At 58.7% G+C, this 6,845-nt stretch carries 6 protein-coding genes; 4 read left to right on the top strand and 2 right to left on the bottom strand.

Annotated features, from left to right (window positions below):
• Positions 1-303: 303 nt before the first annotated feature.
• From ACRESD_RS15310 to ACRESD_RS15300, 3 genes are all read left to right on the top strand, one after another.
• The gene (locus ACRESD_RS15310) at positions 304-1,404 is read left to right on the top strand and encodes an agmatine deiminase family protein (RefSeq protein ID WP_431751691.1); all 1,101 of its coding nucleotides are present in this window, start codon (positions 304-306) and stop codon (positions 1,402-1,404) included.
• Between the two features lie 44 nt (positions 1,405-1,448).
• Positions 1,449-2,282: a glutathione-dependent disulfide-bond oxidoreductase gene (gene yghU / locus ACRESD_RS15305; RefSeq protein ID WP_431751690.1), complete on the top strand. Its 834-nt coding sequence runs from the start codon at positions 1,449-1,451 to the stop codon at positions 2,280-2,282.
• A 63-nt stretch (positions 2,283-2,345) separates the two neighbouring features.
• Positions 2,346-3,308 carry a Dyp-type peroxidase gene (locus ACRESD_RS15300; protein WP_431751689.1) on the top strand — a complete coding sequence of 321 codons (963 nt, stop codon included), beginning with the start codon at positions 2,346-2,348 and terminating at the stop codon, positions 3,306-3,308.
• Here the strand turns inward: ACRESD_RS15300 and ACRESD_RS15295 are convergent.
• Together ACRESD_RS15295 and ACRESD_RS15290 are read right to left on the bottom strand one after the other, a co-directional pair.
• Entirely contained in the window at positions 3,303-5,288 is a 1,986-nt protein-coding gene (locus ACRESD_RS15295) for a hypothetical protein (protein ID WP_431751688.1), read from the bottom strand. The two genes, ACRESD_RS15300 and ACRESD_RS15295, sit on opposite strands and share 6 nt — an antisense overlap.
• A gap of 60 nt (positions 5,289-5,348) precedes the next feature.
• Positions 5,349-6,221 (bottom strand): undecaprenyl-diphosphate phosphatase, encoded by an 873-nt coding sequence (locus tag ACRESD_RS15290; RefSeq protein WP_431751687.1) that lies wholly within the window; start codon positions 6,219-6,221, stop codon positions 5,349-5,351.
• 180 nt (positions 6,222-6,401) lie between these two features.
• On the opposite strand from ACRESD_RS15290, the gene ACRESD_RS15285 reads away from it, so the two are divergent.
• Positions 6,402-6,845 (top strand): GNAT family N-acetyltransferase (locus ACRESD_RS15285; protein ID WP_431751686.1); only part of this gene is annotated, 444 nt, incomplete at its 3' end.

Raw genomic sequence — 6,845 nt, 5'->3', positions numbered from 1 at the left:
GGACACCACAGTGTTTCAGAAAGACCGAGGTGCCTGGTTTTAGGGCGGCTGTGCCCCCCAGCGCGGGGCAAGCCCTAATGCCAGTCAGTTACGCGGTGGGGTATCAAGCGCAGCATCTGTACGGGCTTGCCCCGCGCTGGGCTGCGTAGCGGCCCCAACAAGGACACCACAGTATTTCAGAAAGACCAAGGTGCCTGGTTTTAGGGCGGCTGCGCCCCCAGCGCGGGGCAAGCCCGCTCACTACAAGGCCCCGTTCGCCGTAGTGGGCGCTATTTCAATTCAACACCGTACTCAGAGACTGATATGCCAACCCGTCGAACCTTCCTCAAACAAGCCAGTGTGGTCTGCGCCATGACAATGCTCACCACCCACGTACGCGCCGCCGTCAAAGGCCGTTTCTACATGCCCGACGAGGGCGAAAGACACCGCCAGGCGTTTATCGCCTTTGGTGCCCAGGACGCCATCTGGGAAGACTTTACCGCCGACGTTCAAGCCGCCCTGGGCCGGATCGCCCGGGCGATTGCCGAGTACGAACCGGTCACGGTGTTCTGCCGCGAAGACGAGCGCGCCCTGGCCGAGCAGCACTGTGGCACGCGCAATATCACGTTTGTGGAAACCGAGCTGGACGATATCTGGATGCGCGACACCGGCGCCAATTTCGTTATCGACGGCACGGGCGGCCAGGGTGCGGTGGACTTCAACTTCAACGGCTGGGGCAATAAACAGCAGCACGCCGAGGACGCCTTGCTGGCCGAGCAGATCGCCGAAGAAACCGGTGCCCGCCATATTCGCAGCGAGCTGGTGGGCGAGGGCGGTGGCATCGAGGTCGACGGTCTGGGCACCGGCATCATGACCGAAAGTAGTTGGATCAACCGTAACCGCAACCCGGATTGGAGCAAGGCCGACGTCGAAGCCGAGCTCAAGGAGCGCCTGGGCCTGCGCAAGATCATTTGGCTGCCGGGCATCAGGGGCAAAGACATCACCGACGCCCACGTCGACTTCTATGCGCGCTTTGTGTCTCCCGGCGTGGTGCTCGCCAACCTCGACACCGACCCTGAGTCCTACGACCACAAGGTCACACTGGCGCATCTTGAAATCCTCAAGAGCGCCACCGACGCCGACGGTCGCCCGTTGCAGGTGCACACGGTGTCGCCGCCGCTGAACCCGCGCAAAAGCAAATTCAGCCGAGGCAACGACGACTTCGCCGCCGGCTACATCAATTATTTCGTGATCAACGGCGCAGTGATCGCGCCTGAGTTCGGAGATCCGGTGGCGGATCGCAAGGCCTTGGACCTGCTGTCGCGGCTCTACCCGAACCGCAAGGTGGTGCAGCTCAATATCGACGCGATCGCGGCGGGTGGTGGCGGCATTCACTGTGTGACGAACCATCAGCCTTTGGTTTAGTCTGGAGCGCTTCGTTGATCGCAAGCGCCTCTGGAGCACTCAGCATGACCGATTACGTACCTGCGAAAGTCTGGACCTGGGACACCGAAAATGGCGGCACTTTTGCCAGCATCAACCGGCCCATCGCCGGTGCCACCCACGATAAGGAGCTGCCGGTAGGCAAGCACCCGTTGCAGCTGTATTCCCTGGCCACGCCCAATGGGCAGAAGGTCACGATCCTGCTGGAGGAACTGTTGGCCTTGGGGCATGCCGGCGCCGAATACGACGCGTGGCTGATCAAGATCGGCGACGGCGACCAGTTCGGCAGCGGCTTCGTGGCGGTCAATCCGAACTCCAAGATCCCGGCCTTGATGGATCGCAGTGGTGCTACGCCGATCCGGGTGTTTGAGTCGGGGGCGATCCTGCAGTACCTGGCGGAGAAGTTCGGCGCGTTTTTCCCCACTGAGCCTGCGGCCCGGGCGGAATGCCTGTCGTGGTTGTTTTGGCAGATGGGCAGTGCGCCTTATCTGGGGGGTGGCTTCGGGCACTTCTATGCGTATGCGCCGAGCAAGATGGAATATGCGATTAACCGGTTTGCCATGGAAACCAAGCGTCAGCTGGATGTGTTGGATCAGCGTCTGGCGGTGAGCGAGTACATTGCCGGCGATGAGTACACCATCGCCGACATTGCGATCTGGCCTTGGTACGGTGGTTTGGTCAAAGGGCGGTTATATGGCGCGGCAGAATTTTTGTCGGTGCATGAGTACAAGCATGTGCAGCGCTGGGCTGACGCCATTGAGGCGCGGCCTGCGGTGCAGCGCGGGCGGCGGGTGAATCGGGTTTCGGGCGAGCCTGCCGAGCAGTTGCCTGAGCGGCATGATGCGAGTGATCTGGACTAAAAGTCAGACATGATCTGCTAATCTGCGCGGGTTCACTCCATCCTTAGCCTGTGGATCACCATCATGAAGACCTGCCCTGTACAGCCGCCCCTAGAGCCGCAGTCCGTTTGCCACCCGATCACCAGCAGCGCGATCTTCATGGTCGCCACCCTGGCACCCGGCAATGTCGACACGGTGCGTGCCTGGTGTGCCGACATCGCCGGCCTGGTGCGCTCGGTGGGCAAGCGTGTGCCGTCGGGTAATCTCTCGTGTGTGTGCGGGTTTGGCTCGCAGGCGTGGGACCGGCTCTTCGGCGCGCCGCGCCCGGCGGCCCTGCATCCGTTTCGCGAGTTCGGTGTGGAAGGGCGCAAGGCGGTGTCCACGCCGGGCGATATCCTGCTGCATATCCGCGCCGACCAGATGGACCTGTGCTTCGAACTCGCCACCCAACTGATCGCGGCCCTGGGCGACAGCGTGAAAGTGGTGGATGAGGTCCAGGGTTTCCGCTACTTCGATATGCGCAGCATCATCGGGTTTGTCGACGGCACCGAAAACCCGGTGGGGCGCAAGGCCGAGGCGTTCACGATTGTTGGCGACGAAGACCCGGATTTCAGCGGCGGCAGCTACGTGTTGGTGCAGAAATACCTGCACAACATGGCGGCCTGGAATGGCCTGACGGTGGAAGCCCAGGAGAAGGTGATCGGGCGTACCAAGCTGTCGGACATCGAGCTGGATGACGAGACCAAGCCCACCAACTCCCATAGCGCGTTGACCGTGATCACTGACGAGAACGGCGAAGAAGTGAAGATCCTGCGCGATAACATGCCCTTCGGTCGCCCGGGTGCCGGGGAATTCGGCACGTACTTCATCGGCTATGCACGCTCGCCGCAGCCACTGGAACTGATGCTGGAAAACATGTTCGTCGGTCGTCCCGTGGGTAATTACGACCGTTTGCTGGACTTCAGCACCGCCGTCACCGGCGGCCTGTTTTTCGTGCCCTCAGCCGACCTGCTCGAAGAGCTGGCCGACCGAAGTAGCGAGTTATAAGACAATCTCGAAATACCTGTAGCAGATCTCCTCGATATTACGGGCAATGTGTTTTCGACTGGAGTTCTGCACGGTGAGCCCATCTTTTATGTAAGCCAGTTGCGGCGGTGCCGATAGGTAGTCGGCAAGATTCGATTCAGCGCCAGCCAAGTCAACATAGAGATGAATGTGTTCCTCGGAGATCACGCCCTCTTCGGCACTCGCGGTAATGTTTTGTCTCACAACACCAGTGAGGAAGGCCGACAGAATGTAGGTATCCACAATCGGTATGCCGTTATAAGGGATCCCGCAGTGAGCCGGCCCGTTAAGCATCACTAAGGGCTGGATCGAGAGTTTGGCGGGAAGCGGGAAGTTGGCCTTCAGGCACTGTTTTCTGAATGACTTCTCGTACTTGCGAATGTGGCCAATTTTCCTAGCCAACTGGTCGCAGGCATCGATGACCTTGTCGCGATGCTTGAAAGTGCTCAGTGTGTCGGCAGGTGGCAGAAAACACTTTATTTCGCCTACCACGAGGGTATTCCCCATCAGTAAGAGAAGGTCAATATCCTCGTACGGGGGCGTGCCTGCTGCCGGCAAATTGAACTTGAAGGCATGCGGCATTACGCGAGTGTATTTCTTCAGGGGTGAGGAGTGTGTGAAGTGGGTCAACGTATGACGCACATGGATTTCAAATGAATTGCCGCGTGCAGCCAGGTCGGCTCCCATTTGGCGTAGCCAGATATTTACATTGCGTTGGGTGGTGCCCCAAAGAAGCGGCGTGAACAGAATGAGCAGTTTGTCATCGCTGTATGGGATCAGCGGTTGAGTCCATAGCTCATTCTTTCCGGTGTCCGACTTGTCGGCGTGATCAAAGGTTAGAAAATCAATCAGTGCCTGACTACGCTCGCGGCTGACACCCAGCGAATCGCAGACGGCATTGATCAGCGCGGGCTTATCCACCATCGGTGCGGCGACATGCACCAATAATGGCTCATCCATCGTCACTGTCGGAGGTGCTTGGGGGGTGTCCAGCAGGCAACGCGCCAAACTGCACAGAACTGCCCAGCACTTGACCACGTCGTTGATGCTGGCGCTGCTCAGGTGGGGCGCCTGGTATGTCGAATACCCTGTGTAATAAGGTTCCATGGCCTCATGAATGAGCAGGTAGGTCGCGGCGGCCGAGCGCTCAACCGCGATATCGTCGGCCAAGTGGTAATGGGTGATCCCCTGAACTTTCGTGACTTTGCTGATAGGGCGCGGAATACCCAATTCGTTGTGCGTCTTGTGAGGGTATTGCTTGTGAAAGTTGAAGATCCGCGCGGTGGTGGTCGAATGCGTCAGGATATTGCGCCGAAACTGGCTGATGACTTTCCAGGCCGCGAAGTGCGGGTTCCCCGGCGTGAGGAAGACCTTGGAATCAATCGTTATCCTGTAATCGTTCCAAAGACAGTCTTCCCAATGTTCTTCAAGTACCCCATAAAGCGCGCCTAGTTGATAGTCGTGCTCAACACGCTTGAGATGGAAGTGGGCGGTGTCAATGTCCGGTTCGCTGGTGTCGGTTTTTTCTGCCAGCACCATTTGGATAGGCAGTTGCAGCCCATCAATATCCGCTTGGGCAACTTCATCTAGGGAGTGCTGCGTACCGTGGCGGTCTGAGAACTTCGGCACTATCTGATGCATGGCCAGTCGGGCCGGGTCAGTGTCCGTGTTTTTTTCGCGAATCTCTCGCGTGGCGTCCTCATACATCATGGCATTGAGGTTGGCATGCGTGATGAACGCCAGGAGTTTGGTCTTCTTGGTGATCTGTTTATCTGCAGCGAAGCTGAGCTGTTTGCGCAATTCGCCGAACGCCCGATAAAACCATAGACCTGCCTGGTGTAGGCTCTTATCCGCGGCGTCAGCGGCATCGAGGTCGATTTGCGCACTCCAGCGATCCGGCTCAAAACTGCGTTGATTGGGACGTGAGATTTCTTTGTATTGGACGCGCTTTACGAAAGACATGTTCAGTGATCGCCATGCTGTGATCACTGAACTCTATCAGATGAACATCCCTGCGCCCGGTCAGCTCAGCAGTCCAGTACTGACCGCCACAATCAGGAACACACCCAACAGCGCGCGGTAGATCACGAACGGCCAGGTGGAGAACCGCTCCAGGAACTTCATCAGGCCCCAGATCGCAAAGAACGCCGACACACTGGCAACCACCAGGCCGAAGATCAGGTGTGACCAGGCATGGGCCGGCATCTCGGCATGCAGCAGCACCCACAGTTCTTTCAAACCGGCGAGGGCGATGGCCGGCAGGCCCAACAGGAAGGAAAAGCGTGCGGCTTCTTCACGCTTGAAGTTGAGGAACAGTGCGGCGGTCAGGGTGGAGCCCGAACGCGAGACGCCCGGAATCAATGCGCCAATCTGCGCAACACCGACGATCAACGCATCACGCAGGCGCATTTCGCTGACTTCCCGGGTATGGCGGGCGCGTACTTCGGCCAGCGCCAACAACACAGCCATCACCACGCAGGAAATACCGATCACCATCAGGCCGCGCAACGGCGAGTTGCAGGCGTTCAGGGTGGAAGACAGCGCCAGGCCAGCGATGCCAATCGGGATGGTCGCCAGCACGATCGCTACCGCCAGCTTGAACCAGCGGTCACTGTAGTCACCTCGGCGTACCGCGCTGATGCTGCCGGTGGTCACCTGGCGGACATCGCGCCAGAAGTAACTGACCACCGCAGCCAGCGCCGCCAACTGCATCGCCGCAGAGAACGCCGAGCCGGGGTCTTGCCAGCCCAGCAGGGCAGGTACTACACGCATGTGGGCGGTAGACGACACTGGCAAGAGTTCGGTGATGCCCTGGATCACACCCAGGATGAAGATCTGCAGGTAATCCAGGGAGGCGAAACCCACATCCAAGCCGGCGGTACAGACGTTTGTCAAGATAGATTTCCTTGAAGAAAAGGAGGGGAGCAGACAAAGTTTATTCTAAATGTTTCAGGATTTTGGCTAGGGCAGGATAAATACGCAACCGGTTCAGCAAACAGAAAGGTTGGACAATGTATTGGCCTGTCTCAGGGTTTTGTGAACAATGGCGCCCTGCGTTTTTTCACTGAGAACCCCATGCCTGAAACCACCGTCGAATTGATCCAGACCGGCCCTGAAGACGCCGAGTTGATCCGCAATCTCTATCAGTACTACGCCTACGAGTCCTCTGACTGGGAACAGGAAGATGTCGAAGTCGATGGCCGTTTCTACATCCACGACGAACACCTGGCCCGTTACTGGCAAGACCCGCAGTGGAGCGCCAACCTGTTGCTGGTAGAGGGCTACATTGCCGGTTTCCTGTTGATCGAAGGCAGTGAGCTGCCGGGCATCGACGCCCTGGAACTGGCCGACCTGTTCATTCTCAAGCGCTACCGCCGCAAAGGCATCGGCCGTGCCATCGCCTCCCAGGTGCTGTGCAGCGGTGAGAGCAATTGGCTGGTGCGTTTCTATGACCAGGATGAAGCGTCCCAGGCGTTCTGGCGTACGGTGCTGGATAACCTGCCGCGCCCAGTGCAGACG

This window comes from Pseudomonas sp. (genome assembly GCF_050739995.1).
GTDB lineage: Bacteria > Pseudomonadota > Gammaproteobacteria > Pseudomonadales > Pseudomonadaceae > Aquipseudomonas.
Note: the sequence above shows the minus strand (reverse complement) of the source record. Positions and strands in the feature narration are given on the sequence as shown.

What these genes read in the sequence shown, in the direction of transcription:
- ACRESD_RS15310 (WP_431751691.1), top strand. Translation starts at nt 304, where the DNA reads ATGCCAACCCGTCGAACCTTCCTCAAACAAGCCAGTGTGGTCTGCGCC.
- yghU (WP_431751690.1), top strand. Translation starts at nt 1,449, where the DNA reads ATGACCGATTACGTACCTGCGAAAGTCTGGACCTGGGACACCGAAAAT.
- ACRESD_RS15300 (WP_431751689.1), top strand. Translation starts at nt 2,346, where the DNA reads ATGAAGACCTGCCCTGTACAGCCGCCCCTAGAGCCGCAGTCCGTTTGC.
- ACRESD_RS15295 (WP_431751688.1), bottom strand. Translation starts at nt 5,288, where the DNA reads ATGTCTTTCGTAAAGCGCGTCCAATACAAAGAAATCTCACGTCCCAAT.